This is a genomic window from Sandaracinobacter neustonicus, from assembly GCF_006385875.1.
In the GTDB taxonomy this organism is placed as follows: Bacteria; Pseudomonadota; Alphaproteobacteria; order Sphingomonadales; family Sphingomonadaceae; genus Sandaracinobacteroides; species Sandaracinobacteroides neustonicus.
This window is the reverse complement of sequence record NZ_VFSU01000034.1, coordinates 396,706-422,744: the sequence shown is the minus strand read 5'-3', so window position 1 is coordinate 422,744 and position 26,039 is coordinate 396,706. Positions and strand designations below refer to the sequence as shown.

The 26,039-nt window shown below is 66.7% G+C and carries 27 protein-coding genes and 1 tRNA gene; 12 read left to right on the top strand and 16 right to left on the bottom strand.

Annotated elements, in window-relative coordinates; all coding sequences use genetic code 11:
- Positions 1-2: 2 nt before the first annotated feature.
- Genes FJQ54_RS18035 through FJQ54_RS17225 form a run of 7 tightly spaced genes read left to right on the top strand, consistent with a single transcriptional unit; the run spans position 3 to position 6,472 of the window.
- A complete protein-coding gene (locus tag FJQ54_RS18035; protein ID WP_140929640.1) occupies positions 3-542 on the top strand; it encodes a methylated-DNA--[protein]-cysteine S-methyltransferase in 540 nt (179 codons plus the stop codon).
- Positions 543-2,825: a fused MFS/spermidine synthase gene (locus tag FJQ54_RS17250; RefSeq protein ID WP_140929639.1), complete on the top strand. Its 2,283-nt coding sequence runs from the start codon at positions 543-545 to the stop codon at positions 2,823-2,825.
- A 9-nt stretch (positions 2,826-2,834) separates the two neighbouring features.
- Entirely contained in the window at positions 2,835-3,881 is a 1,047-nt protein-coding gene (gene argC, locus FJQ54_RS17245; RefSeq protein ID WP_140929638.1) for an N-acetyl-gamma-glutamyl-phosphate reductase, read from the top strand.
- Positions 3,878-4,432, top strand: coding sequence for a GNAT family N-acetyltransferase (locus FJQ54_RS17240; protein ID WP_140929637.1), 555 nt, complete (start codon positions 3,878-3,880; stop codon positions 4,430-4,432). The genes argC and FJQ54_RS17240 overlap by 4 nt, the downstream gene beginning before the upstream one ends.
- Positions 4,429-4,959, top strand: a complete 531-nt coding sequence (locus FJQ54_RS17235; protein ID WP_140929636.1) for a GNAT family N-acetyltransferase — start codon at positions 4,429-4,431, stop codon at positions 4,957-4,959. The genes FJQ54_RS17240 and FJQ54_RS17235 overlap by 4 nt, the downstream gene beginning before the upstream one ends.
- Complete coding sequence (locus tag FJQ54_RS17230) at positions 4,959-5,477, top strand: gamma carbonic anhydrase family protein (protein WP_140929635.1); 519 nt, start codon at positions 4,959-4,961, stop codon at positions 5,475-5,477. Before FJQ54_RS17235 ends, FJQ54_RS17230 begins: the two co-directional genes overlap by 1 nt.
- On the top strand, positions 5,474-6,472 hold the full coding sequence (locus tag FJQ54_RS17225; RefSeq protein WP_140929634.1) for a Gfo/Idh/MocA family protein: 999 nt from the start codon (positions 5,474-5,476) through the stop codon (positions 6,470-6,472). The genes FJQ54_RS17230 and FJQ54_RS17225 overlap by 4 nt, the downstream gene beginning before the upstream one ends.
- Before the next feature lie 107 nt (positions 6,473-6,579).
- On the opposite strand, the gene FJQ54_RS17220 is transcribed toward FJQ54_RS17225, so the two are convergent.
- A tRNA-Pro gene (locus FJQ54_RS17220) sits at positions 6,580-6,656 on the bottom strand.
- A gap of 33 nt (positions 6,657-6,689) precedes the next feature.
- Between FJQ54_RS17220 and ccmA the strand changes: the two genes are divergently transcribed.
- Entirely contained in the window at positions 6,690-7,268 is a 579-nt protein-coding gene (gene ccmA, locus FJQ54_RS17215) for a heme ABC exporter ATP-binding protein CcmA (protein ID WP_140929633.1), read from the top strand.
- A 19-nt stretch (positions 7,269-7,287) separates the two neighbouring features.
- Here ccmA and FJQ54_RS17210 read toward each other — a convergent pair whose 3' ends face one another.
- From FJQ54_RS17210 to FJQ54_RS17150, 13 genes are all read right to left on the bottom strand, one after another.
- Complete coding sequence (locus tag FJQ54_RS17210) at positions 7,288-8,217, bottom strand: cation diffusion facilitator family transporter (protein WP_140929632.1); 930 nt, start codon at positions 8,215-8,217, stop codon at positions 7,288-7,290.
- Positions 8,218-8,830: 613 nt separating this feature from the next.
- Positions 8,831-9,931: a redox-regulated ATPase YchF gene (gene ychF / locus FJQ54_RS17205; protein WP_140929631.1), complete on the bottom strand. Its 1,101-nt coding sequence runs from the start codon at positions 9,929-9,931 to the stop codon at positions 8,831-8,833.
- A gap of 1 nt (position 9,932) precedes the next feature.
- Positions 9,933-10,484 (bottom strand): GNAT family N-acetyltransferase, encoded by a 552-nt coding sequence (locus FJQ54_RS17200; RefSeq protein WP_140929630.1) that lies wholly within the window; start codon positions 10,482-10,484, stop codon positions 9,933-9,935.
- On the bottom strand, positions 10,481-11,047 hold the full coding sequence (gene pth / locus FJQ54_RS17195) for an aminoacyl-tRNA hydrolase (RefSeq protein ID WP_140929629.1): 567 nt from the start codon (positions 11,045-11,047) through the stop codon (positions 10,481-10,483). Before pth ends, FJQ54_RS17200 begins: the two co-directional genes overlap by 4 nt.
- Positions 11,048-11,050: 3 nt before the next feature.
- Positions 11,051-11,653 (bottom strand): 50S ribosomal protein L25/general stress protein Ctc, encoded by a 603-nt coding sequence (locus FJQ54_RS17190; protein ID WP_140929628.1) that lies wholly within the window; start codon positions 11,651-11,653, stop codon positions 11,051-11,053.
- Between the two features lie 119 nt (positions 11,654-11,772).
- The gene (locus FJQ54_RS17185; protein WP_140929627.1) at positions 11,773-12,099 is read right to left on the bottom strand and encodes a type II toxin-antitoxin system PemK/MazF family toxin; all 327 of its coding nucleotides are present in this window, start codon (positions 12,097-12,099) and stop codon (positions 11,773-11,775) included.
- Complete coding sequence (locus FJQ54_RS17180) at positions 12,100-12,345, bottom strand: antitoxin MazE-like protein (RefSeq protein WP_235890517.1); 246 nt, start codon at positions 12,343-12,345, stop codon at positions 12,100-12,102.
- A 44-nt stretch (positions 12,346-12,389) separates the two neighbouring features.
- Positions 12,390-12,695, bottom strand: coding sequence for a DUF1294 domain-containing protein (locus FJQ54_RS17175; protein WP_235890516.1), 306 nt, complete (start codon positions 12,693-12,695; stop codon positions 12,390-12,392).
- 18 nt (positions 12,696-12,713) lie between these two features.
- Positions 12,714-15,050 carry an ATP-dependent Clp protease ATP-binding subunit ClpA gene (gene clpA / locus FJQ54_RS17170; protein ID WP_140929626.1) on the bottom strand — a complete coding sequence of 779 codons (2,337 nt, stop codon included), beginning with the start codon at positions 15,048-15,050 and terminating at the stop codon, positions 12,714-12,716.
- 254 nt (positions 15,051-15,304) lie between these two features.
- On the bottom strand, positions 15,305-16,060 hold the full coding sequence (locus tag FJQ54_RS17165) for an Npun_F0296 family exosortase-dependent surface protein (protein WP_140929625.1): 756 nt from the start codon (positions 16,058-16,060) through the stop codon (positions 15,305-15,307).
- A gap of 171 nt (positions 16,061-16,231) precedes the next feature.
- On the bottom strand, positions 16,232-16,858 hold the full coding sequence (locus tag FJQ54_RS17160) for a MarC family protein (protein ID WP_140929624.1): 627 nt from the start codon (positions 16,856-16,858) through the stop codon (positions 16,232-16,234).
- A complete protein-coding gene (gene folD / locus FJQ54_RS17155; protein WP_140929623.1) occupies positions 16,855-17,721 on the bottom strand; it encodes a bifunctional methylenetetrahydrofolate dehydrogenase/methenyltetrahydrofolate cyclohydrolase FolD in 867 nt (288 codons plus the stop codon). The genes FJQ54_RS17160 and folD overlap by 4 nt, the downstream gene beginning before the upstream one ends.
- On the bottom strand, positions 17,718-18,017 hold the full coding sequence (locus tag FJQ54_RS17150; protein ID WP_140929622.1) for a YggT family protein: 300 nt from the start codon (positions 18,015-18,017) through the stop codon (positions 17,718-17,720). The genes folD and FJQ54_RS17150 overlap by 4 nt, the downstream gene beginning before the upstream one ends.
- A 76-nt stretch (positions 18,018-18,093) precedes the next feature.
- Here FJQ54_RS17150 and recF point away from each other — a divergent pair, with 76 nt between their 5' ends.
- From recF to FJQ54_RS17135, 3 genes are read left to right on the top strand one after another with little or no spacing between them, the layout of a single operon-like run.
- On the top strand, positions 18,094-19,188 hold the full coding sequence (recF, locus tag FJQ54_RS17145) for a DNA replication/repair protein RecF (protein ID WP_235890515.1): 1,095 nt from the start codon (positions 18,094-18,096) through the stop codon (positions 19,186-19,188).
- 47 nt (positions 19,189-19,235) lie between these two features.
- Positions 19,236-21,659, top strand: a complete 2,424-nt coding sequence (gyrB, locus tag FJQ54_RS17140; protein ID WP_140929621.1) for a DNA topoisomerase (ATP-hydrolyzing) subunit B — start codon at positions 19,236-19,238, stop codon at positions 21,657-21,659.
- Positions 21,660-21,704: 45 nt separating this feature from the next.
- Positions 21,705-22,196, top strand: a complete 492-nt coding sequence (locus FJQ54_RS17135; protein ID WP_140929620.1) for a hypothetical protein — start codon at positions 21,705-21,707, stop codon at positions 22,194-22,196.
- An 18-nt stretch (positions 22,197-22,214) separates the two neighbouring features.
- Here the strand turns inward: FJQ54_RS17135 and hrpB are convergent, their stop codons facing one another.
- Together hrpB and FJQ54_RS17125 are read right to left on the bottom strand one after the other, a co-directional pair.
- Positions 22,215-24,644: an ATP-dependent helicase HrpB gene (hrpB, locus tag FJQ54_RS17130; protein ID WP_235890514.1), complete on the bottom strand. Its 2,430-nt coding sequence runs from the start codon at positions 24,642-24,644 to the stop codon at positions 22,215-22,217.
- A 22-nt stretch (positions 24,645-24,666) separates the two neighbouring features.
- Positions 24,667-25,677, bottom strand: a complete 1,011-nt coding sequence (locus FJQ54_RS17125) for a polyprenyl synthetase family protein (RefSeq protein ID WP_140929619.1) — start codon at positions 25,675-25,677, stop codon at positions 24,667-24,669.
- Between the two features lie 47 nt (positions 25,678-25,724).
- On the opposite strand from FJQ54_RS17125, the gene FJQ54_RS17120 reads away from it, so the two are divergent.
- The gene (locus tag FJQ54_RS17120; protein WP_140929618.1) at positions 25,725-26,024 is read left to right on the top strand and encodes a chorismate mutase; all 300 of its coding nucleotides are present in this window, start codon (positions 25,725-25,727) and stop codon (positions 26,022-26,024) included.
- Positions 26,025-26,039: the final 15 nt, after the last annotated feature.

Below are 26,039 nucleotides of genomic sequence, written 5' to 3'. Positions count from 1 at the left end.
CCATGACATTCGCGCTGTCGGTGCTGGACACCCCGGCGGGGCCGATGGCGCTGGTGCATGATGTGCGCGGCACGCTGTGGGCCGCCGAATTCCGCCACGACCCGCGCCGGGTGGAAACCAGCCTTGCGCGATACGGCATCGGCCCGCTGACAGAAGGTGAAGCGCCACTGCCGCCACATCTGGCCGACGCCTTCGGCCGATACTTCGGCGGGGAATTGCGCGCGCTCGAATCGCTACAAACCGGGCAGGTGGGCAGCAAGTTCGAACGCGCCGTCTGGGCGGAACTGCGCCGCATCCCGCCCGGCGAAACGCGCACCTATGGCGATATCGCCCGCGCACTGGGCGGCGCGGCCTCCGGGGCAGGCCCAAATGCCCGCGCGGTGGGCACCGCGAACGGCCGCAATCCTTTGGCCATTGTCGTTCCCTGCCACCGTGTTATCGGGGCGGATGGAAGCCTCACCGGCTATGCGGGCGGGCTGCAACAAAAGGCGTGGCTGCTCGCCCATGAGGGATGGGGGGCGTCACAGGGGAGTTTGTTCTGAATGGCGATCGCCACGGCCCCCGGCACGCGCGCGGATTTCCCGCTGCGCTCCCTGTTCATTGCGATTGTGTTCGTCGGCAGCTTCCTGCTGTTCCTGATCCAGCCGCTGTTCGCCCGCCTCGTGCTGCCGGTGCTGGGCGGTTCGCCCAGCGTGTGGAACACGGCAATGCTCTTCTATCAGGCGGTGCTGCTGCTGGGCTATGCCTATGCCCACGCCTTGCAGCGGCTGCCGTTCAAGGCGCAGGCCGCCATCCATCTGGCACTGTTCGCCGTCGCCGCGCTGTGGCTGCCGATCGGCATCCGCGCGCTGGGCGGGGCGGACACCGGTGACGCCGCCGCGCTGTGGCTGCTGCAACTGCTGGCGCTCTCCATCGGGCCGCTGTTCCTCGCCGTCTCTGCGCAGGCCCCGCTGATGCAGGCCTGGTTCGCCCGCTCGCCGGATCCGGCGGCCGCCAGCCCCTTCTTCCTCTATGCAGCCTCCAACGCCGGATCGCTGCTGGGGCTGCTGGCCTATCCGTTCCTGCTGGAGCCGTTCACCGCCCTGCCCTTCCAGCAGATGTTCTGGACCATCGGCTATCTCGCGCTGATGGCGCTGGTGGCGCTGGGCGCGTTCGCCATCCTGAAGTCAGGCGTGCGCCCGCCCGCGACTGCGGCAGACAGCGCCACGGCTGAGGGCCGACGCCCCGTCACATGGAAACGTCGGCTGCACTGGGTGCTGCTGGCGGCGGTGCCGTCGGGGCTGATGCTTTCCACCACTACGCACATCACCACCGATATCATGGCGATGCCGCTGCTGTGGGTGCTGCCGCTGGCGGCCTATCTGATCAGCTTCATCCTCGTGTTTTCCTCGGCCGGGCCGCTCGCCACGCGGATCGCGGTGTGGATCGCGCCCATCGCGCTACTGGTATTCGGCGGGGCCGGGCTGCTGACCGTGTCGCAATCGGCTTCGGTTTATGGCCTTGCCTCCATCCTGCTGTTGCTGGTGGTGGCGATTGCGCTGCACGGCACGCTGGCGAATGACCGGCCCGCGGCGGACCGGCTGACGGAATTCTATCTGTGGATGTCGGTGGGCGGTGTGCTGGGCGGGCTGTTCCCGGCGCTGATCGCGCCCAGAATTTTCGATTGGGTGTATGAACATCCGATCCTGCTGCTGGCCGCCGCGCTGCTGGTGCCCGCGAAGCCGCTCACGCGCCGGATCGGCAATCTGTGGCGCGGCAACCGGCTGGGGCGGCTGCTGCGCATCCTGACGCCACCGCTGGTGCTGGCGCTGGGCTGGTGGCTGGGCATCGCCTTCATGGCGGTGGATACGCCGCCGCTGCAAATCGCCGCCATTGGCCTGATGGGGCTGCTCGCGGCGATCTCCATCGGCCGCCCGCTGATGTTCAGCTGGATTTTGCTGAACCTGATGCTGGCGCTGGGCGGCTGGCAGCAGATCGATATCTCCACCATCGATCACGCCCGGCAGCGCAGCTTCTTCGGCATCTACACCGTGCAGAACAGCCAGAGCACACAGACGCGCCGCCTGCTGCACGGCACCACCATGCACGGCGCGCAATCGCTGGAACCGGCGAAATCGCGCATGCCGCTCACCTATTACGCGCCCACAAGCGGAATCGGCCTCGCCATGCAGTCTGCCCCTCTGTTGTATGGCGAAGGCGCGCGTATCGGCGTGGTCGGCCTGGGCAGCGGCAGCCTCGCCTGTTATGCGGAAACCGGCGAGGACTGGACCTTCTTCGAAATCGACCCGCTGATGGTGGAACTGGCGACGGACCCGCGCATTTTCAGCTATGTCAGCCAGTGCCAGCCGCATGCGCGGATCGTGGTGGGGGATGCCCGGCTGAAGCTGGCGGAAGAACCCGCCGCCCGCTTCGACCTGCTGGCGGTGGACGCTTTCTCTTCAGATGCGATCCCGCTGCACCTGCTCACGCGGGAGGCGTTCGAAAGCTATCGCCACACGCTGTCGCCGGGCGGGGTGCTGATGGTGCATGTCTCCAACCGCTTCCTCGATCTGGAGCCGGTGGTGGCGGCAATCGCGAAAGAACTGGGCATGGCCGCGCGCGTGCGGCTGTATATGCCCAGCCTGCAGGATCGCGCCGATTACAGCTACAACCCCTCCATCTGGATCGCGCTGACGGCGGACGAAGCCAGCATGACCCGCTTCACCGAAGCCACCGGCCACAGCGAGGAATGGCTCCCCCTGCGCCACGACAAGGCGGTTCCGGCATGGACGGACGGCTTCGCCTCGGTGCTTCCGGTCTTGAAGCCGTTCTGGAAGGACGAGTAGGGAGGCGGCATGAGCAGCAAAATCCGCATCGCCGTCCTCGGAGCCTCCGGTTACACGGGCGCTGATCTGGTGCGCCTTGCCATCACCCACCCGGCGATGGAGATCGTGGCGCTGGCCGCGAACCAGAAGGCCGGGCAGGCCATGGCCGATATCTGGCCGCATTTTGCGCCCTATCGCAGCCTGCCGCGCCTCGTCCGCGCCGACGCCATCGACTGGGGGCAGGTGGACGCCGTGTTCGGCTGCCTGCCGCACGCGGCGTCGGCCGAACTGCTGAGCACGCTGGACGAGCGCATCCGCATCATCGACCTGTCGGCTGATTTCCGCCTGAACGACACGGAAACCTATGGCGAATGGTATGGCGTGACGCACCCTGCGCCGCATCTGCTGGAAAGCGCCGTTTACGGCCTGACGGAAATGGCGCGGCCAAGGCTGGCCGATGCCCGGCTGGTGGCCTGCCCCGGCTGCTTCCCCACGGCGGCGCTGCTGACGCTGCTGCCGGTGGCGGAAGCCGGGCTGATCCGCGACAGGAACATCACGATCAACGCGCTGACGGGCGTGTCCGGCGCGGGCCGGGGCCTGAAGGAACAGAATCTGTTCGTGGAAATTTCCGAAGCCGCCGCACCTTATGCAGTCGGCGCGCACCGCCACATGCCGGAAATGGAGCAGGAGCTGTCGCGCGCGTTCGGCAAGCCCGTGGCCATCAGCTTCACGCCGCACCTGCTGCCGATGAACCGGGGCGAGCTGGAAACCATCATCGTGGAACTGGCGGACGGCAAGACGCTGGCGGACCTGCGAGCCTGCTACGAGGCGCGTTACGCAGAGGAACCCTTCATCCATCTGCTGCCCGAAGGGCAGGTGCCCGCCACCCGCATGGTGCGCGGATCGAACCATATGGTGCTGAACGTCTTTGCCGACAGGGTGCCGGGCCGCGCCATCCTGATCGCCGCCATTGACAATCTGGTGAAAGGCTCGTCCGGGCAGGCGATCCAGAATATGAACCTGATGTTCGGTCTGCCCGAAACCATGGGGCTGGAAGCAGCGCCCCTGTTCCCATGAGTGAAGGGCGGGTGCTGGAAACGGAGCGGCTGATCCTGAGGCCGTGGACGGACGCCGACCTGCCGACCCTTTCCAGCTATGCGACCGACCCGGTGCTGATGCGCCATTTCGGCAAGGCGGAGCTGCTGGACGACAGCGCCGAGCGGCTGGAGCGGATGCAGCGCTTCGACCGCGAACTGGGCTATGCCTTCAAGGCGGTGGTGCGCCGTGCGGACGGCGCGGTGATCGGCAATTGCGGGCTGAAACCCATCACCTTGGCCGCCGAAGTACTGCCGCATGCGCGCGCCGACGATATCGAGATCGGCTGGCTGTTCCGGCAGGATTGCTGGGGGCAGGGCTATGCCCGCGAAGCCGCGACCGCCGTGCTGGATTGGGGGCTGTCGCTCAGCCCCCGCGTGATCGCCATCACCGCCCACAGCAACGAGCCCAGCTGGGGCCTGATGCGGCGGCTGGGCATGGTGCATCTGCCGGAATGGGATTTCGACTATCCCGATGTGGCCGAAGGCCATTTCGCCCGCGCCAGCCTTGTGCATGCAAAGGACCGCGCATGATCGAGACAGAGCGGCTGATCCTGCGCGCCTTCATCGACTCAGACCGCGAGCCATGGGCCGCGATGAACGCTGACGCGCAAGTGATGCGCCATTTCCCTGCCCTGCTGAGCCGCGCCGAAGCCGATGCCGTGATCGAGCGGGTGAATAGCAAGATCGCCGAAACCGGCGCGGGCTTCTGGGCGCTGGAACGCAAGAGCGACGGCCAGTTCCTCGGTTTCGCGGGGCTGAACCAGATCGGGCATGAACATCTGCCCATCTACGGCCAGTGGGAGGTGGGTTGGCGGCTCCGGCGCGAGGCGTGGGGGCATGGCTATGCCAGCGAAGCAGGCGCGGCAGCGCTGGCGCATGGCTTCGGGCCGATGGCCCTGCCGCGCATCCTCGCCTACACAGCCATCACCAACAAACCGTCCGAAGCGGTGATGCAGCGGCTGGGGATGCGCCGCGCGGCCGAGATGGATTTCGAACATCCGCTGGTGCCCGAAGGCAACCCGATCCGCCCGCACATCGTTTATCTGAAAGAGGCCTGATGCCGATCCATCCCTTCGCCGGACAAGCCCCACGCATCGATCCCACCGCATGGGTCGCCCCCGGCGCGCAGGTGGTGGGGGACGTGGAACTGGGGCCGGGGGCCTCCATCTGGTATAATGTGGTGGTGCGCGGCGATGTGATGCCCATCCGCATCGGCGCGCGATCCAATATTCAGGATGGCTCCATCGTCCATGTCACCCGCAAGCTGGCGGCGACGAGCATCGGCGAGGATGTTCTGGTGGGGCATATGGCGATCATCCACGGCTGCACCCTGATGGACCGCAGCTTCGTGGGGCTGGGCGCAATCGTGATGGACGGCTGCGTGATCGAACCGGACGGCATGCTGGGCGCGGGCGCGCTGCTGAGCCCCGGCAAAGTGATCAAGGAACGCGAACTGTGGCTGGGCCGTCCGGCGAAATTCGTCCGCCGGCTGACTGACGAGGAGGTGGAGCGCAACCGGCGCGGTGCGGCGGGCTATGTGGAGCTGGCGAAGATGCACGCGGGATCGCTGGCATGAGCCGCCTGCGCTGGGGGCTGGTGGGCGGCGGCGGCGGCGCGAAGGTAGGGCCGGTGCATTTGCAGGCGGCGCGGCAAACGGGCGCGTTCGAACTGGTGGCCGCCGCGCCCTCCTCCCGCCCCGAAGTCGCCGCCGCCACCGATTGGGGCTGCCCCACGACAGCGAACTGGCGCGATCTGCTGACGGCGGGGCTGGATGCCGTTTCCATCGCCACGCCGAACCATCTGCACATGGAGATGGCACGCGCCTTCGATGCAGCGGGCGTGGCGGTGATCTGCGACAAGCCGCTGGCGCGGACGCTGGCGGAGATCGAGGGCTGGACGCCCGCGAATCCCTTTGTCGTGACCTATAATTATTCCGCCTATCCGGCTGTGCGCCGCGCCCGCGACCTGCTGGCGGTAGGCGCGCTGGGCGATTTGCAACTGGTGCGGATCGGCTGGGCGCAGGATGGGCGGCTGAAGCCGGGCGCGGCGGAGGGCTGGCGGGCCGACCCCGCGCGCTCCGGCCCGGGCGGCACGCTGGGCGATCTGGGCACGCATTGCATCCATCTGGCGGAGTTCGTGACTGGCGACCGGGTGCGCGAGCTGAACGCCGAAGTGTCCGGCTTTCACCTGCCGCTGCCGACCGACGCGACCCTGTTGTGGCGCTTTGCCGGCGGCGCGCGCGGCAGCCTGTGGGTGAGCCAGGTGGTGCCGGGCGGCGGCAAGGGGCTGGAGCTGCTGATCGCAGGCACGAAAGCCACCCTGCGCTGGCGGCTGGCCGCGCCCGACGATCTGCAATTGCTGAGCGTAGGCGAAAGCGCCGATCCGCTGCCCGCCTTGCCGCCCGAGGCATGGCAGGCCGGTTTCACAGACGCGTTCGCCGCCCTCTACACAGACGCCGCCCGCACCATCCGCGGCGAACCCAGCCTCGCGCCAACCTACGCAGACGGCGTGCGCGGCATGCACTTCATCGAAGCCGCGATCCGCTCAAACGGGGCATGGGTGGGGCTGTGAGGGGAAGCCGAGACACGGGCTTTGCGGCTTGCCGCCAACCTGTCGGCCATTTCCAAGGCGAGTCCGTGAGTTTGCGCTTCGCGCAAATCACGGCCGCCTTTGGAAAATGGTCGGAGCGACAGGATTCGAACCTGCGACCCTCAGACCCCCAGTCTGATGCGCTACCAGGCTGCGCTACGCCCCGACGAGCGACGGGCCATAGGGAAGGGCGGCCCTGATGGCAAGCGCGGATTGCCTCGAAGCTGATGGGATTGCGTTGATTCGCGGCGGGCGGCTGCTGTTCGAAGCCCTGTCGTTCCGGCTGGAGCCGGGCGGTGCGCTGCTCATCACGGGGCCGAACGGGGTCGGAAAATCCTCCCTCCTCCGCCTCGTGGCGGGCCTGCTGGCCCCCGATGCGGGCCGCCTGTCCAACCCGTTCCCCACCGCTCTGCTGGCGGGCGAACAGGCGCTGAAACCGGATCGGCGGGTGGCGGGCGAACTGGCCTTCTGGGCAGGGCTGGATGGCGCGACGGCAGAGGCGCAGGCCGCCGCCGCAGAGGCGATGGCCGTCACCGCGCTCATGGAATTCCGCTGCGGCCAGCTCTCCTCCGGCCAGCGGCAGCGCGTGGCGATTGCCCGCACCATCGCATCCGGCGCGCGGCTGTGGTTGCTGGACGAGCCCACCAACGCGCTCGATTCGGCGTCCGAACAGCGGCTGCTGGCCGCTATCGCCGCACATCGGGCGCAGGGCGGGCTGGTGATCGCCGCCACCCACCAGCCGCTCGATCTGCCCGGAAGCGGCACGCTGACACTCTGATTCCAGCACTGCGCTGGCGCTATAACTCCGCCGGATCCGTCGTGAAAACGATGGTCAGCCAGCGGTCCGGCCCGCCCTCGCCGATAGCCTCGCCGATCTCGGCGCGCAGTTCGTCGAAATGCTCCAGCGTCTGCGCGGGCATGCCGGGTGGGGCGAGCACCGAAATCTCGATGAACTTTGCCCGGCCGGTGCGCGTCACATAGGATTCATAGCGGCTGAAACCGTGCCGCTGGATGAATTCATCCATCACCTGATGCACATGACCATCCAGCGCCTTGGGCACGATGCCGAAAATGTCGCGGAAGGCCAGCTTCGCATCCTTCCACGGCACCGGCAGGATCGCCAGAGACAGCACCGCCAGAATCGCCGGATCGACAAGGGGGCGCAGATGTTCAAACTGCGTATCCTTCATCGCCGCCGCCGCCAGAAAGGCGATCAACAGCGCCGAGGTGATCACGCCGGACGCCGCCCACGCCTTCATGTCCACCGCGATCAGCGCCGAATCCAGCCGCTCATTCTGCCGCCGCATCCAGAGCCATGTGGCAAGGCAGATCACCACCACCACCACCGCATAGCCGATCGCCGGGCCAAGATCGGGCGTGTGCCCGCCCGCCTGCAAGCTCTGCAACGCCCCCAGAAAGCCGAACAGCACCAGAGTCATCAGCACGCTGGCCTTCAACGCCACCACCAGCGGCTCCAGATGCCAGTATCCATATTGAAATTTCTGGTCGCTTTCCTGCGCCACCAGCCGCGCCACCACCAGCATCAGCCAGGTGATGAAGGCATCCACCAGCGAAAACAGGCCGTCGAACAATATCGCCAACGAACCGGAAAACAGCCCGAACGCCACCCCCAAAGCCGCGATCAGCAAGGTCGCCAGAATCGACAGCCGCAACAGCGACGCCTCAAGCTCGCTCTTCAACGCCATCGCACGCTCAACGGATCCCATGGCCGCGCTTCTCGCCCGACTGGCGGGGAAGGACAAGGGGGTGGTGGAAGGGAGAGAGGAAGGAAGGCCAAGGGCTCTGCCCTTGGAACCCGGCCACTTTTTTTGCCTCCGGCGGGCAGGGAAGTGATTTCCCTGCACCCTCAAAGTTGGCGTTGTGGTTCCACTCCAACGCCGTGTGAATGATCAGATTCGATTGCCTGCGGCGCTACGGAGCGCTCTCCCCCTGCAAGGGGGAGAGATGGAGAGGGGGTGTCACCGGTTGGCCTGATCCACCAACCTCCCCACAACCACAACCGCTACCCCAACCCCCTCTCCAACCCGCTCAGGCTGAGCTTGTCGAAGCCCCCAACGCGAAAGCGCAACGGCCAGGCCCGGGGGTCACACCACATCGGGCTTCGACAAGCTCAGCCTGAGCGGGGGATGGGTGACGGGACCACTGCCGAAAAGCGCCGCAGTCAACAACGTTCAACCTCGCGCCCAGCGGATAGCCCCCACCCCAACCCCTCCCCTGCAGGGGAGGGGCTAAGAAAAAGTCCGGGGGTGCAGGGGCGTCACGCCCCTGCCGAGGGAGTTTGAGGGGGCAGCGCCCCCTCAACCGCCACGCCAGCCGTCGTCAATTGCTATGCAGGAAGTGCATCACGTCGCCGTCCTGCACCACATAGGTCTTGCCTTCGGCGCGCAGCTTGCCTGCCTCGCGCGCCTTGGCTTCGCCGCCCAGCGCCACGAAATCGGCGAAGGCGATGGTTTCCGCGCGGATGAAGCCTTTTTCGAAATCGGTGTGGATCACGCCTGCCGCGTTGGGGGCGGTCGCGCCCTTTTCCACGGTCCAGGCGCGGGTTTCCTTGGGGCCGGCGGTGAAGAAGGTCAGCAGGTGCAGCAGCTCATATCCGGCACGGATGATGCGGGCGAGGCCGGTTTCAGCCAGCCCCAGCGCCTCCAGATACTCCGGTCGGTCTTCCGGGGCCATGGTGACGATTTCGGCTTCGATCGCAGCGGAGATCACCACTGCGCCCGCGCCTTGTGCTTTGGCCATGTCTGCCACGCGCGCGGAAAAGGCGTTGCCGGTCGCGGCGGAGCCTTCGTCCACGTTGCAGACGTACAGAACCGGCTTGCCCGTCAGCAACTGCGCCTGCGCCAGATGCCGCTTCTCGTCCGCATCGGCGGGCACCGCCAACCGTGCCGGCTTGCCTTCGCGCAGCAGGTCCAGCGCCTTTTGCAGCGCGACCGCGGCGGCCTTGGCGTCCTTGTCCCCGCCCTGCCCTTTCTTGGCGAGGTTCGGCACGCGGCGTTCAAGGCTTTCAAGGTCGGCCAGCATCAGCTCGGTTTCCACCGTCTCGGCGTCTGCCACCGGATCGATTCGGCCTTCCACATGGGTGATGTCGTCATCCTCGAAGCAGCGCAGCACATGGACGATGGCGTCCACTTCGCGGATGTTGGCGAGGAACTGGTTGCCGAGGCCCTCGCCCTTTGAAGCGCCGCGCACTAGGCCCGCGATATCTACGAAACCCAGCTGGGTTTCGATGATCTTCTGCGATCCGGCGATGTCGGCGATCTGCTGCATGCGCGGGTCCGGCACGCCCACATTCCCCACGTTCGGCTCGATGGTGCAGAAGGGGTAGTTGGCGGCCTGCGCGGCGGCCGTTTCCGTCAGCGCGTTGAACAGGGTGGATTTGCCGACGTTCGGCAGGCCCACGATGCCACAGCGGAATCCCATTTCACTCTCCTCGCCGGCTGCTCAGCCGTTTTGTCATGCGGATCACCGGCAGCTCCGTGCCGCCGGGAAGAATCTCGGTATAGGCGCGGTCCACCGCCCATCCGTGGCGGCTGTAGAGCTTTTCACCCGCCAGTGTCGCCACCATTTCCGCTTCGGTGAAGCCAGCCTCATGCGCGGCCTTTTCGCAGGCTGCCAGCAGGCGGCTGCCCAGCCCCTGCCGGGCGTAATCCGGTGCCACGAAAAAGGCGCGGATGCGCGCGGCGTCGCGGCCCGGCTGCATGCGGGCGGTGGCGTCGGCCAGATGCCCGGCCGCGCCATAGGTTTTGGCGCGGAAGCTCCAGCCGCCACATGCGACAGGCTGGCCGTCGCGCTCGATCAGGTAATAAGTCTCGTCCGCCAGCAGCATCGGATCCAGCCCGAAGGCGGTGCCCACGGCGACGTCCAGCACCTCGGGCGGATAGAATTCGGCCTGCAATTCGCGGGCGGAGCGGGCGATCAGCGCCGAGAGCGCGATCACATCGGCTTCGGTGGCAAGGCGAAGTATGTCGCTCATTGCTGGCGCAGCGCCAGGTCGCTCATGAAGCGCGGGTCATTGCCATCCGCCAGCAGCGGGGCCAGATCGGCGATATCCGCCAGCATCTCGGACAGCTTCCCTTCCTCGGCGTGCGCGAAATTGCCCAGCACATGCGGTGTCACCCTGTCCTTGTGGCCGGGGTGGCCGATGCCGATGCGCACGCGGCGGAACTCCGCACCGGCATGGGTGATGATGGAGCGGATGCCATTCTGCCCCGCCGCGCCGCCGCCCGATTTCACCTTCACCCGGAACGGATCCAGATCCAGCTCGTCGTGGAACACGGTGAGGGCAGACAACTCCAGCTTGAAGAAGCGCAGCGCTTCGCCCACGGATCGGCCGCTTTCGTTCATGAAGGTCATCGGCTTCAGCAGCACGACCTTCTCTCCGCCCAGCCGCCCCTCCGCTGTCAGCCCCTGAAAGCGGCTCTTCCACGGGGAAAAGCCGTGGACATCATGGATGATGTCCACGGCCATAAACCCCACATTGTGGCGATTGAGGGCGTAAGCCGGGCCGGGATTGCCCAGCCCGGCGAACAGCAGCATGGTTTAAGCCGCCGCCTCGCCTTCACCTTCCTGGCTCTTCAGGCCAGAGGGTGCAACGATGGTGGCGATGGTGAAATCGCGCTCGATCACGGTGGAAACGCCCTTGGGCAGCTTCACCACCGAGATGTGGATCGAATCACCGACTTCAAAGCCGGTCACGTCCACTTCGATGTCGTGCGGCACGGCACCGGCCGGGCACTTCAGCTCGACTTCGTGGCGAACCACGTTCAGCACGCCACCGCGCTTCAGGCCCGGCGAAGCTGCTTCGTTTTCGAAGCGCACCGGCACGTTCACGGTGATGAGGGTTTCATCCGTCACGCGCAGGAAGTCGACATGGATCGGACGGTCGTTCACCGGGTGGAACTGCACGTCGCGCGGCAGCGTGTGGTGGGATTTGCCGTCGATTTCGATCTCGACGACCGAATTCATGAAGTGGCCCGTCTGCAGCAGCTTCACCAGCCGCTTTTCCTCGACGTGGATGCTGAGAGCAGCTTCCTTGTTGCCATAGATTACCGCCGGAACGCGGCCTTCCCGCCGCACCGCCCGAGAGGCTCCCTTGCCAGCCCGGTCGCGTGCTTCGGCGGTGAGCGTCAGCACATCAGACATGTTCTTCTCCAGTATATTCGCCCGACACCTCCAGGGTGTGCCGGTTCGCGAAGGGGCGGGCCATAGCGGGAAAGCCGATTCGGGGCAAGCTGTGCTGGGCGGGTCCCATGTGGTCGCACTTATGCGAGGCCCAGAAAGACGATCAGCGCCCGGCTCAGCCGCAGCAGCTCATCGTTGCTAATATGGCCGATCTCGGTGGAAATGCGATCCCGCCGAACGGTGACCAGCTTGTCGGCCATGGCCCATGATCTGGTTTTCAGCCCGTTTGCCGGTTCCGGGTCGATTGCGATGCGAAACAGCGGCGCTTCGATATCCGTCGTGGTCAACAGGCAGAGCGTGACAGAGGAAGTGCGTTCGAACGCATCCGCCTGAATGACAATGGCCGGCCTCGGCTTACCCGAGAAATCCCCGCCACCCGCAACGGTGACGACACTCCCGCGACGCACTTACTCGCCCCAGTCGGCCAGATTTTCCACGAACGCCTGATCGTCCTGCAAGTTGTCGCTCAATGCCGCCCGGGAACTTTGGGCGCGGGCCGCTGTCGCGAACCGGGCCGCCGCGAACCGTGTGGAGCGGATATCGGGAACCCACAGCTCGACAGAGCGCAGCCCTTGCGCCCGCAGGCGGGCGCGATGCGGCGGCGCATGCCGCCGCGAACTGGCGCTGGATCTGTTGGAAGGCGTCATTGGCATGTGCGGAAAGGTAACATGCCGTTGATGGGCCTTCAATGGCGGGCTCAGGCGGTGGCGAACCATCCCACCAATGCCGCGAGCGCCATAAGCTGTGCGAAGGCGATCATGCGCAGCCGGTTGGAAAAGGGTTGCTTGCGCGTCTTGTGGCGGAACAGGTGGCGGGCGGCATAGGCACCCGGTGTGCCGCCCGCTGCGGCCAGCAACAGCAGTTCACTTTCCGGTATCCGCAGTGCCGATCCCGGCCGACGGTTTGCAGCGCGATTCTTGTCCACAAGGAACAACCACATCGTCCACAGGTTCAGGGCACTGACCGCAGCGACTGCCGCGACCACGATCAGCGCCCGACCCATGTCAGCCGGCCATCAGCCCTATTCGTCCGTCGGCGCAGGCAGCGCGGCGGCCTTCTTCTTGCTGCGCTTCGGCTTCGGCGCGGCGGCGATGATTTCGAAGGCGGGCTTGTCGTCCTTCACATGCACCCGCACCTCGCCGCCGTTCACCAGCTTGCCGAACAGCAGTTCGTCCGCCAGCGGCCGCTTGATCGATTCCTGAATCAGCCTGCCCAGCGGGCGGGCACCATACAGCCGGTCGTAACCGCGCTCGATCAGCCAGTCCTTCGCGTCGTCCTCCAGCGCGATATGCACATCGCGCTCGGCCAGTTGCAGCTCCAGCTGGAGGATGAACTTGTCGATCACCCGCGCCACGATGCTGGGCGGCAGGTAATCGAACGGCACGATGGCATCCAGCCGGTTGCGGAACTCCGGCGTGAACATCCGTTTGATGGCTTCCTCATCCTCGCCCACACGCTGGCCCGCGCCGAAGCCGATGCCTTCGCGCTGCATGTCGGCGGCGCCTGCGTTGGTCGTCATGATCAGGATGGTGTTGCGGAAATCCACCGTCTTACCGTGGTGATCGGTCAGCTTGCCGTTGTCCATCACCTGCAACAGGATGTTGTAGAGATCCGGGTGCGCCTTCTCGATCTCGTCCAGCAGCAGCACGCTGTGCGGGTTCTGATCCACCGCATCCGTCAGCAGCCCGCCCTGATCGAAGCCGACATAGCCCGGAGGCGCGCCGATCAGCCGCGAAACGCTGTGACGCTCCATATATTCCGACATGTCGAACCGCGTCAGCGGAATACCCAGAATCTGCGCCAGCTGGCGCGCCACCTCGGTTTTCCCAACGCCGGTCGGGCCGGAGAACAGGTAATTGCCGATGGGCTTGTTCGGCTCGCGCAGGCCCGCCCGGCTCAGCTTGATGGCGGAGGCGAGCAGCTCAATCGCCTTGTCCTGCCCGAACACCACGCGCTTCAGCTCGGCGTCCAGATTCTGCAGCACCTTCTTGTCGTCGGTGGAGACGGATTTCGGCGGGATGCGCGCCATGGTGGCGACGACAGCCTCGATTTCCTTCACGCCGATCACCCGCTTGCGCTTGGCTTCCGGCACCAGCATCTGCGCCGAGCCGCTTTCGTCGATCACGTCGATGGCTTTATCCGGCAGCTTGCGATCATTGATGTAACGCGCGGACAGTTCCACGGCGGACTTGATGGCGTCCGGCGTGTAGCGCACGCGGTGGTGCTTTTCAAACGCAGGCTTCAGCCCGGTGAGGATCTTGATCGTATCCTCCACCGTGGGTTCGTTCACGTCGATCTTCTGGAACCGGCGCAGCAGGGCGCGGTCCTTCTCGAAATGATTGCGGAACTCTTTATAGGTGGTGGAGCCGATGCAGCGGATCGCCCCGGAGGAGAGCGCAGGCTTCAGCAGGTTGGAGGCGTCCATCGCCCCGCCGCTGGTCGCACCCGCGCCGATCACCGTGTGGATTTCATCGATGAACAGCACCGCATGCGGCAGCTTTTCCAGCTCAGACACCACGTTCTTCAGCCGCTCTTCGAAATCCCCGCGGTAACGGGTGCCCGCCAGCAGCGCGCCCATATCCAGCGCATAGATGGTGGCCGGGCGCAGCACGTCCGGCACCTCACCATGGATAATCTTCAGCGCGAGGCCTTCGGCGATGGCGGTTTTGCCGACGCCCGGATCGCCCACATACAGCGGGTTGTTCTTGGATCGGCGGCAGAGAATCTGGATCGTGCGGTCCACCTCGGCCTCGCGGCCGATCAGCACGTCGATCTTCCCCGTTTTCGCCTTCTCGTTCAGGTTCACGGTGAACTGCTTCAGCGCCGATTCCGGGGCCTTTTGCCGCCCCTCGCGCTTGTCATCCTTGGCTTCGGGCTGCTCCTCCGCGCCCTTGGGGGCCTTGGGTTCGGACATGCCCGACGTCTTGGCGATACCGTGGCTGATATAGGAAACCGCATCCAGCCGCGTCATGTCCTGCTGCTGCAGGAAATAGACGGCATGGCTTTCCCGTTCGGAGAACAGCGCGACCAGCACGTTCGCGCCCGTCACTTCCTCCCGGCCGGAGGATTGCACATGCAGGATGGCGCGCTGCACCACCCGCTGGAACCCGGCGGTAGGGGACGGATCGACCGAGCTGTCCGCCTTCAGGCTGCCCAGTTCGGTGTCGAGATAGCGGGTCACCTGCGCGGACAATTCGTCGAGATCGACGCCGCAGGCCTTCATCACGACGGAGGCGTGCGTGTCGCCGATCAGCGCCAGCAGCAGATGTTCAAGCGTCGCATATTCGTGGCGACGGCGGCTGGCTTCCGCCAGCGCATTGTGGAGCGTGGATTCAAGGTCTCGGGAAAATGACGGCATCTGACCTTCCTGCCAACCAGCGAAGCTGGATCAGTGGGGGCCTCCGGAGCGGCGACTCCCGGTTACGGTCCAATGTCACCATGCTTCAGCAAAAGTGCAAGGGGTGGAAGGCAGGCAGGCGCGATCCCGCGACCGCTTCGGTTGCAAAAGGCGCCTGGGGGAAGGGTTCGGCCCTTCCAAAACGGCGAAGGGCGCCGGAGACCGAAGCCTCCGACGCCCCCGCCTCAGGAGCCTCGTGTTTCAGGAGTCTCGTGTCAGGCCAGCGTCTTCGCGGCCATGGCGTTGCGGCGGCGGGCGGCAAAGCCCACCAGTCCGAAGCCCATGATCATCATCGCCCAGGTGGCGGGTTCGGGAACCACGCCGCCCTTTTGCAGGAAGTAACCGACAGTGTGATTGTCGGACTCATAGCCGCCCACGGTCGGCTGTTCGAAGAAGCGCACGGTGTCGTAGCTGTCGCCGTCATCGAAATAGATGTTGATGAACACATAGGGCTGGGCGGTGTTGAAGCCCGCGAAAGGACCGCTCGGGTTGCCGCAGTGGGCGCTTGCCGGGCAGCTTCCTGTGTTGGTGATCACATCGGACGGTGTGATGGTGGCAACCGTCACGCCATCCTTGAGGAATTCGAGCTGGTTGCCGCTGTCGAGCGCCGAGAGCCAGTAGCCGAAGTAGGTCAGCGGGCTGTCGTCGCTGGTGGAGAGGCTTAGCGTGTACGGCGAATCGAAGGTGACGCCATAGCGCCCGGTCCCGCCTGCACCGCCATACTGATCCGCATCGAGAATGGTCACACCGCTGTACACGCCGGTGATGACGACCGGGTTGCCGGAGGTGCCGAAGGTGGTGGTGAACCCGCCGGTGCCCAGCTCCCGGCTGTCGAACTTCTCAACGCCCGAATATTCGAACGTGGCCGTCGTGTTCAGCACGCCAGCCTTCTCGTAGTTGAACGAGACCGAAGCCAAAGTGGGCCCGGCCAGCAAGGCAGCCGCAGCCACCCCGATGCAGAATTTGATCATATTTGGTCTCCGACTCTGTGCTCGCAGCGCATATGAAGCGCCCATGCGTCGGAGCAAGAATCATACCAACCAGCTTGTGAGCCGACATTTAGGGACAGGTCGGAACTATTGGGGGTCAGGGCCGAAAAAGTGTAAGAAAATTTTACGGCGCGCGCCGTTTGTCGGCCGCCCTTAGCCAAACGAGCCCTTCAGCCCGTCGATCACGATCTGCGCGGCCAGAGCCGCCAGAATCACGCCCAGCAGCCGGGTGATCATGCCTTCAACCTTGGCTCCCACGCGCCGCATGATCGGCCCGGCCGCCAGCAGCGCCATCAGCGTCAGCGCCAGCACGACGGCCAGCGCCAGAAACACCGTGAAGGTTTCCAGCGGCCCCTTGGCTTTCTGGGAGAGCAGCATCACCGCCGCGATGGAGCCCGGCCCGGCGATCATCGGCATCGCCATCGGGAACACGGCGACATCTTCGGTTTCCTCGTCATTCACCGCCTTCGCCCGTTCCTCGCGCCGCTTCACCCGGGTTTCGAACACCATGTCCAGCGCGATCAGGAACAGCATGATGCCGCCGGCCACGCGGAAGGCATCCAGGCTGATCCCCAGCGCCCGCAGGAAAGGTTCGCCGAAAATAGCGAAGCCGAACAGGATGGCAGAGGCGATCCCCACGGACCGCCACGCCATGGACTGGCGCGCGTCCGGTGTGGAGCGCGTTGTCAGGCTGGCGAAGATCGGCGCTGCGCCGGGCGGGTCGATCACCACCAGCAGCGTCACCAGCGCGGAAATGAACAGGTCCAGCGGGAAGGTCATGCGCGGCTTGCTGCCTTCAAAGTGTTCTCCAGCAGGCAGGCAATCGTCATCGGCCCCACGCCGCCGGGCACGGGGGTGATGTGCGCGGCGACATCGGCCGCTTCGGCAAAGGCCACGTCGCCCACCAGCCGCGTGCCGGTGCCGCTTTCCTTCGCCACCCGGTTGATGCCCACGTCGATCACGGTGCAGCCCGGCTTCAGCCAGTGGCCGCGCACCATTTCCGGCCGCCCCACGGCGGCCACCACGATATCGGCGCGGCGGGTCAGTTCCGGCAGATCGCGGCTGCGGCTGTGCGCCACGGTGACGGTGGCAGACGCCCCGATCAGCAGAGAGGCCATCGGCCGCCCGACGATGTTGGAGCGGCCAATCACGATCGCCTCCGCCCCGGAAATGTCGCCCAAAGTCGCTTCCAGCAGCCGCAGACAACCCAGCGGCGTGCAGGGCACAAAGCCGTCCAGCCCCGTCGCCAGCCGCCCGGCGTTCACCGGGTGGAAGCCGTCCACATCCTTATCCGGCGCAATGGCGGAAATCACCGCCGCGCTGTCGATATGCGGCGGCAGCGGCAGTTGCACCAATATGCCGTCCACTTGCCGGTCGCGGTTCAATTCCGCCACCAGCGCCAGCAGCTCCGCCTGAGACAGCGTCGCGTCGCGGCGATGCTCGATGGAAATAATCCCCGCCTCGTGACAGGCGGCGATCTTGTTGCGCACATAGACCTGGCTGGCCGGGTCTTCGCCCACCAGTACCACCGCCAGCGCGGGTGCGCGCGCACCCGCCGCCTGCGCCGCGATTACCGCCTGCGCGATGTCCGCGCGCAGCCGCAGCGCATGGGCCTTGCCGTCGATGATCTGGCCAAGGCTCACGCCAGCAGATCCATCGCCAGCCCGCCCAGCAGTCGCTGCGTCAGGATGATGCCCAGCACCAGCACCAGCGGAGACAGATCGATCCCGCCCATATCCGGCAACAGGTTGCGGATCGGTCGCAGGAAGGGGTTCAGTATCCGTTCCAGCCCGGTCAGCACGCCATAGACGAAGCGGTTGTTCAGGTTCACCACGTTGAAGGCCACCAGCCAGCTGAGGATCGCCTGCGCGATGATGATATAAATGAAGATCTGAAGCAGATAGACGACAAATCCGATGAGTTCCGCCGCGGTATTCATGCCGTCGACACATCCTTTGCTGGAAGCAGTTGCACCGCCTCTAGCCGCTCCGCGCCGCCACGGCTAGACGGGGGCCGTGCCCGCGCCCGTTCATCTTTTGTCGCTGGAGCTTCGCGTCTTCCGCAACCATGGCCACAGCCGCCTTGCGCCGGGTGCGGCCCCCTTCGTGCTGCTCACCGGCCCGAATGGTGCAGGCAAAACCAATGTGCTGGAGGCGCTGTCGCTGCTCGCCGTGGGGCGGGGCCTGCGCGGCAGCCCGCTGTCGCAGATGGCCGCGAATGGCGGGGCGCAAGCGGGTTTCACCGTGCTCGCCGAACTTCTGCCCGATCCCGGCCTTCCGGCAATCGCCATCGCCACCGCCACCCGCGCCGACGCGCCGGAGCGGCGGCTCTTGAAGATCAACGGTGCCAACGCCCCGCTCTCGGCCCTGTCGGACTGGTCCTCGCAACTGTGGCTGACGCCCGCGATGGACCGGCTGTTCGCCGATACCGCGTCCGCCCGCCGCCGCTTTCTGGATCGGCTGGTGCTGGCGCTCAGCCCCGGCCATGCGGGGCACGCCACCCGTTACGAAGCGGCGATGCGTGCCCGCACCCGGCTGCTCACGGCGGACACGCCGGCAGACCCGGCATGGCTCGCCGCGCTGGAGGCGCAGATGGCCGAACATGGCGCGGCGCTGGCAGAGGCCCGCGCCACGGCGGTGTCCGCGCTGGGCGAAGCCCTTGCCGCACAAGCCGACGGCCCCTTCCCCCGCCCGTCGCTGGCGCTGACGGACGCCGACCAGTCCGCCCTGCCAGACCGGCTGCGCCACGCCCGCGCGGCAGACAAGGCCGCGGGCCGCGCCACCCAAGGCCCGCACCGGCAGGACCTCGCCGTCACCCACGCAGACAAGGCGATGCCCGCCGCGCTCGCCTCCACCGGGGAGCAGAAGGCGCTGCTGATCTCCATCCTGCTGGCCCATGCGGAACTGGTGGCAGCGCGCACCGGCCGCCTGCCGCTGCTGCTGCTGGACGAAGCGGTCGCCCACCTCGATCCCGGCCGCCGCGCCGCGCTGTTCGCCCGCCTCGCCGCGCTGGGCGGGCAGGCTTGGCTGACGGGCACAGACCCGCTGCTGTTCGAGGGGCTGGAGGCCGCGCGCTACACGGTCTCCGAAGGGGCAATTGTGACGGATTGACGCGGCTTTTGCTGGCATTCGCCCGGGCGATTTCCTATAGACTTTGCATGAGCGAAGACGACATCCCGAGCGCCACCCCGACTGGCGATTATGGCGCTGATTCCATTCAGGTTCTCAAAGGTCTGGAAGCCGTCCGCAAACGGCCCGGCATGTATATCGGCGACACCGACGACGGCTCGGGCCTGCACCATATGGTGTTCGAAGTCTCCGACAACGCCATCGACGAAGCGCTGGCGGGCTATTGCGACCGCATCCTGATCCAGCTGAACGCAGACGGCAGCGTCACCGTGGAAGACAATGGCCGGGGCATCCCCACCGGCATCCACCCGGAAGAAGGTGTGTCCGCCGCCGAACTGGTGATGACGCAGCTGCACGCGGGCGGCAAGTTCAACAATCAGGAAGGCAACAGCTACAAGGTCTCCGGCGGCCTGCACGGCGTCGGCGTCTCGGTGGTGAACGCTTTGTCAGACTGGACGGAACTGCGCATCTGGCGCGACGGCCATGAGCATTTCATGCGCTTCCGGCAAGGCGTGCCGGAGGCTCCGCTGGCCATCGTCGGCCCGCAGCCGACGCTGGAAGATGGGCGGGTGAAGCGGGGCACCGCCGTCACCTTCCTGCCCTCCATCGAAACCTTCCGCACCGGTATCGAATTCGATTTCGACAAGCTGGAACATCGCTACCGCGAACTCGCCTTCCTGAACTCCGGCGTGCGGCTGTTCCTTGTGGACGCCCGCCACGCTGACCGCAAAGAGGTGGAGCTGTTCTACGAAGGCGGCCTCACGGAAATGGTGCGCTGGCTGGATCGCACCAAAACCCCGCTGATGGCCGAACCCGTCGCCATTCGCGGCCAGCGCGACGACATCGGCATCGAAGTCGCGCTGCAATGGAATGACAGCTATTACGAACAGGTTCTGGCCTTCACCAACAACATCCCGCAGCGCGACGGCGGCACCCATATCGCCGCCTTCCGCTCCGCGCTGACGCGCACCCTGAACAATTATGCGGAAAAATCAGGGCTGCTGAAAAAGGAAAAGGTCGGCCTGAACGGCGACGACATGCGCGAGGGGCTGACAGCCGTCGTCTCGGTGAAGCTGCCCGATCCGAAGTTTTCCAGCCAGACGAAGGACAAGCTCGTCTCATCCGAAGTGCGGCAGCCGCTGGAATCGCTGCTGGCCGATAAACTGGCCGAATGGCTGGAGGAAAACCCCGGCCCGGCGCGCAGCATCATCCAGAAGATCATCGAAGCGGCCATCGCCCGCGAAGCCGCCCGCAAGGCGCGGGAAGCCAGCCGCAAATCCGCGCTCTCCATCGCCTCGCTGCCCGGCAAGCTGGCGGATTGTCAGGAAAAAGACCCGGCGAAATCCGAACTGTTCCTGGTGGAAGGTGATTCCGCCGGCGGCTCCGCCAAACAGGGCCGGGACCGCAGCTATCAGGCGATCCTGCCCTTGCGCGGCAAAATCCTGAACGTGGAGCGCGCGCGGTTCGATCGCATGCTGGGGTCCAAGGAAATCGGCACGCTGATTCAGGCGATGGGCACCGGCATCGGCCGCGACGAGTTCAACCTTGAAAAGCTGCGCTACCACAAGATCGTCATCATGACCGACGCCGACGTTGACGGCGCGCACATCCGCACCCTGCTGCTGACCTTCTTCTACCGGCAGATGCCCGAACTGATCCGCGCCGGGCACCTCTACATCGCCCAGCCGCCGCTGTTCAAAGTCACGCGCGGACGCTCCGAAGTCTATCTGAAGGACGAGGGCGCGCTGGAGGAACATCTGGTCAGCAACGGCGTTTCCGGCATGATGATGGAAATCGACGGCGAAACCATCTCCGGCGCGGACCTGTCCTCGCTGGTGGAGCATGCCCGGCGCATGAAGCGGCTGATGGCCTATGTGCCGCGCCGCTACCCGCCCGCGCTGGTGGAGGCGCTGGCGCTGGCCGGGGCGCTGAACCCCGAGGCTGGGGATCCGGCGGCCACTGCCCAACGGCTGGCGGCATGGCTGAATGCCGGTGCGCAGGGTTGGAGCGCGGAGCCAGCCGCCGAAGGCGGCTTCGTGGTGCGCCACCTCGATCGCGGCGTGACGGACGCCTTCGTGATCGACCGCGCCTTCGTCGCCAGCGCTGAAGCCCGCAAGCTGCACGGCCTCGCCTCTGAACAAGCCGCGCGCTGGGCCGTCCCGGCTCGCATCGGCACCGCGCAGGTCCGCCGCCCGTCCGAACTGCTGGAGGCGGTGATGGACGCAGGCCGCAAGGGCCTTGCCGTGCAACGCTACAAGGGGCTGGGCGAAATGAACGCCGAGCAGCTGTGGGAAACCACGCTGGACCCGGCGGCGCGCACCCTGTTGAAGGTGGAAATCGGCGACGCCTTCGAAGCCGACGAGACCTTCACCAAGCTGATGGGCGACATCGTGGAACCCCGGCGCGAATTCATCCAGCAAAACGCCCTGTCGGTCGCCAACCTCGATATCTGAGGTTCAGGGCCCGCGCGCGATGCTGGCAGCAAAGGAGACGGACCAATGCGAACACTCACCCTGCTGCTGGCAACGCTGGCTTTCGCACCGCCAGTTTTGGCGCAGGCCCAGTCGCAACAGTCCGACGTGGAACGCCTTGGAGACAAAGCGGAAAACATCGCCCGCCAGCCCATGAAAGACATCGGGGTGATGCGGGAAAATCCGCCCGAAGTGCTGAAAGACGCCCAGCGCGCACCCTATTCGCTGGCCGGAATCAAGAACTGCCGCGATTTCCGACGCGCCGTCATCGAACTGGACAATGTCCTCGGCCCGGACGTCGACGCCGTCGATGAAAAAGGTGATGCACTCCCCGAACGGCTGGCCGAAGCGGGGGCAAAATCCATCGTCAACTCGCTGATCCCCTTCCGCGGCATCGTCCGCGAAGCCACCGGCGCGGCAGAAGCAGACCGCAAATTCCGCATGATGGTCGCAGCCGGGATGGCCCGGCGCGGTTACCTGAAAGGAATCGCCCGCGAACGGCAATGCTCCGTGCGCTGAGCACGGCGCACAAGCCCCCTACCCCCGCCGCGCATCTGCGGCCTTTGTGCGCACCGTGGCGGCGGCGCTGGCCGGGTCGTCCGGCCACGGGTGTTTCGGATAGCGGCCTTTCATATCCTTTTGCACATCCTTCCACGCGGCTTTCCAGAAGGCGGGCAGGTCGCGGGTTTTCGCGACCGTGCGGCCTGCGGGCGAAGTCAGCGCGAGGGTGAGCGGCACGCGGCCATCTGCCAGCATCGGGTGGGTGGAGAGGCCGAACACCGCCTGCACCCGCACTTCGGCCTCCGGGCCGCCGTCTGCGGCATAATCGATGGCGTGGGAGGTGCCGGCGGGGCTGTTGAAGCGGGCCGGGGCGAAGCGGTCCAGTGCCTGACGGGCGGGCCAGTCCAGCCAGTCCGTCAGCGCGCCGTCCAGCTTCACGTCGGGCAGGCGGGAAACGCCGGAGAGGCGCGGGGCGAGCCAGAGGTCGAGGCTGGCGAGCAGGGCTTCGTCGCTGACATCGGGCAGGCCGGGGCAGAAGTTGGCGGCGGCGAAGCGCAGGCGGGCGAGCGTGGCCGCTTCGCCTTCGCGCCATGGCAGCGCGCCGAGGCCCTGCGCGCGGACGTCTGCCAGCAGCGCGGCGGCGATGGCCTCCGCGCTGGCAGGGGCGCGGCGGCGGGCGGTTTCGATGGCCCCCAGCCGGGTGATGGCCAGCAACGCCAGCTTGCCGGTGGCGGGATCGGGGGCGAGCGATTGCTGCGTCTCCGTCCGCTCCTCCAGCCAGTTCGGCAGCGCGTCTGGCGGGATGGCGGCGGCGAGGCGGATGCGCGCGGAAGCCCCCGCCCCGCCCGCATCGGCGACGGCCAGCCACTCCGCCTTCGCCAGCGGGTCCGCCGCTTCAAGGCTGACGCCGCGCCCGTTCGCCATCAGATACTCCGCCGTCTGGTCGGATGCGCCGGGCGCTTTGCGGCGGCGGGCGATGCGATCCGGGAAGGCTTCGGCCAGCAGCAGCGCGGCGGGCAGGCGCGGGCGGCCGTCCGCCGGTTGCAGCCGTTCGGCCTCGCGTGACCAGCGCTCGGCGAGGCGGCGGGCGGCGGTGGCGCGGGGGCTGCGATCCGTGTCGAAGCGGCGAAGCCTGTCCTCCAGATCGGCCGAGGGTCCGCCGACGCCGCGTTCTTCCAGCAGCGCCGCGATCACGCCCGCCGTTCCGCCCTGCCCGCGCGCCGCGCCTTCGATCAGCATATGCGCAAGGCGCGGTTGCAGGCCGAAGCGCGACAGCAGCCGCCCATGCGGAGTCAGCCGCCCGTCGGCATCCAGCGCGCCCAGCGCGGCGAGGTCCGCGCGGGCCGCCGCAACAGCGGAGGCGGGCGGCGGATCGAGCCATTGCAGCTGATCGGGCGCGGCCCCCCACGCCGCCAGCCGCAGCAACAGCGGCGCGAGATCGGCTTCCAATATCTCCGGCGGATCGAAAGGGATCAACCCACGCGTCTCGCCCTCCTCCCACAGCCTCAGCGCAAGGCCCGGCCCCTGCCGCCCGGCCCGGCCCGCGCGCTGGGTGGCGGCTGCCTGCGAAACCCGCTCCGTCGCCAGCCGGGTGAGGCCCGAGGCGCGGTCGAAGCGCGGCCGCCGGGCCAGCCCGGAATCGACCACCGTGCGCACGCCGTCGATGGTGAGCGAGGTTTCGGCGATGCTGGTGGCCAGCACCACCTTGCGCGGCCCCGGTGCCAGCGCCGCGCGCTGAGCGGACGGGTCTGCGGTGCCGTGCAGCTTGTGCAGCGCCACGTCCGGCGGCAGCTGCACCCGCTCCGCCGTGCGCTCAATCTCCCCCACGCCGGGCAGAAAGGCCAGCACGCTGCCCTCGCCTGCCCGCAGCGCCTGCTGGATCGCCGAGGCCATGCGATCCTCGATGCGCGCATCGGATCGGCCCAGATGGCGAATCTCCACGGGAAAGCTACGGCCCAGCGATTCCAGCACCGGCGCGTCGCCCATCAGCTTCGCAAAGCGCCCGCCGTCCAGCGTCGCGGACATGGCGACGATCCGCAGGTCCGGCCGCAATTGCTGCGCATCCAGCGCCAGCGCGAGGCCCAGATCGCCCTCCAGATTGCGCTCATGCACTTCATCGAACAGCAGCGCGCCCACGCCCTCCAGCGCCGGATCGGCAATCAGCCGGTTCACGAACAGCCCCTCGGTCACGCATTCGATGCGGCTGCCGGGCTTCGATTCCAGCCGGGTGCGATAGCCGACGCGCCCGCCCGGCTGCTCCCCCAACAGGCTGGCGATGCGCTCGGCGGCCGCCCGCGCCGCCAACCGGCGCGGCAGCATCAGCAGGATCTTGCCGCCGCCCAGCCAATCGGCCCCAAGCAGGGAGGGCGCGACCAGAGTCGTCTTGCCCGCGCCCGGCGGGGCCACCAGCACCGCGTTCGGCGTGGCAGACAGGCTGGCGTGAAGGGCAGGCAGAACCTCCAGCACGGGCAACCCCGTGCCGGAGAGATCAATAGGCGCGCTGGATGGCAAACTCGACCGTCTCGATCAGCGCCGCGCGCGCCGCCGTGGCCGGCAGCCGGGACAGCGAATCGATGGCGCGGCTGCCATACAGCCGGGCGCGCGCCATGGTGTCGGCGATGGCCCCGGTGCTGTGCAGCCGCTCGATGGCTTCCTGCAATTCCGCCTCGCCATTGGCGCGGCCGGTCATCGCGCGCTGCCAGAATTTGCGCGCCACCTCGTCGCCGCGCGCATAGGCCAGAATCACCGGCAGCGTCACCTTGCCGTCGCGGAAATCGTCGCCGATGTCCTTCCCCATCGTCTCCGCGTCGGAGACATAATCGATGGCGTCGTCCACCAGCTGGAAGGCGATTCCCAGATTGCGGCCATAGGCCTCCACGCTGGCCTCGGTCGCGTCATCCTGTTCCGACACCACGGCTGCGATCTGGCAGGCCGCGGAAAACAGCGCCGCCGTCTTCGCCTGAATGATCTGCAGATAACTGTCCTCGCTGGTTTCCACCACGCGCTGGGCGGTCAGCTGATGCACCTCCCCTTCGGCGATCACGGCGGACGCGTGCGAGAGAATTTTCAGCACCTTCAGGCTGCCATCCTCCACCATCAGCTCGAACGAGCGGGAGAACAGGAAATCCCCCACAAGCACAGAGGCTTCATTGCCCCAGATGGTGTTGGCAGTCGCCCGCCCCCGGCGCAGATCCGAGCCATCCACCACATCATCATGTAGCAGCGTCGCGGTGTGGATGAACTCCACGGCCGCCGCCAGCTTGTGGTGGCGCTCACCCTGATAATCCAGCGCGGCGGCACAGCCCAGCGTCAGCATCGGGCGCATGCGCTTGCCGCCGCCGGCGATCAGATGCCCGGCCAGTTCCGGGATCAGCGCGACGGGGCTTTGCATCCTCTCAAGGATGACGCGGTTGACGGCATTCAGGCCCGGTGCCACCAGCGCCATCAACGGCTTGAGGCTGGGCTTTTCGGGCCGGAGCGGATGGACGGTGGCAGTCATGTCGGCAAGGCGCTAGGCCAGTGCGCCGGGAATGGGAAGGGGCTTTCATGCCGGGCACAGAGGCAAGCGTAAGCAAGCTGGCCGAATATCGGCGCTCGATCGACAATATCGACGCGGCGCTGGTCTATCTGCTGGCCGAGCGCTTCAAGGTGACGCAGAAAGTGGGTGCGTGGAAAGCCGAAACCGGCCTGCCACCCGCCGATCCGGGCCGCGAAGAGGAACAGATCGCCCGCCTGCGCCGGCTGGCCGAGGACGCAGACCTTGATCCGGAGTTTTCAGTTAAGTTCCTTCGGTTCATCATCGACGAAGTGATTCGGCACCACGCCCGGGCGCAATCCCCGGGCTGACGCCGGGACAGGGGG